The sequence below is a fragment of the Pseudomonas sp. Pseusp11 genome (assembly GCF_047304405.1).
GTDB lineage: Bacteria > Pseudomonadota > Gammaproteobacteria > Pseudomonadales > Pseudomonadaceae > Aquipseudomonas.
Window position 1 is genome coordinate 1 of the sequence record NZ_JBGLZF010000111.1, and the last position, 263, is coordinate 263.

The window sequence follows — 263 nt, forward strand, 5'->3', positions numbered from 1 at the left end:
GTCCAAGCGAAATAAACAGCACACCGATGATCTTGTTCTGCCACCGGCGCAGCCACGTCAGGCGCTTGATGAGCCTGCCGAGCGGGCGAATCGTCAAGACGATCAGCGTGGTGTAAAGCGCGCTCATGCCGACGAAAATCAGGCCCAACGTCGTGAACTGCAAAAACGTGGAGCCGTGTGCGGGATGAACGAATTGCGGAAGAAACGCGAGAAAGAAAAGCGCGGTCTTAGGATTCAGCACCTCGGCGGGAATGGCCTGAAAG

General features: G+C 56.7%; 1 protein-coding gene. It reads right to left on the minus strand.

The window, feature by feature from the left end:
* Positions 1 to 263, minus strand: a 263-nt coding sequence (locus ACCC96_RS30360) for a LysE family translocator (protein ID WP_413697752.1), incomplete at both ends; no start/stop codon positions are given.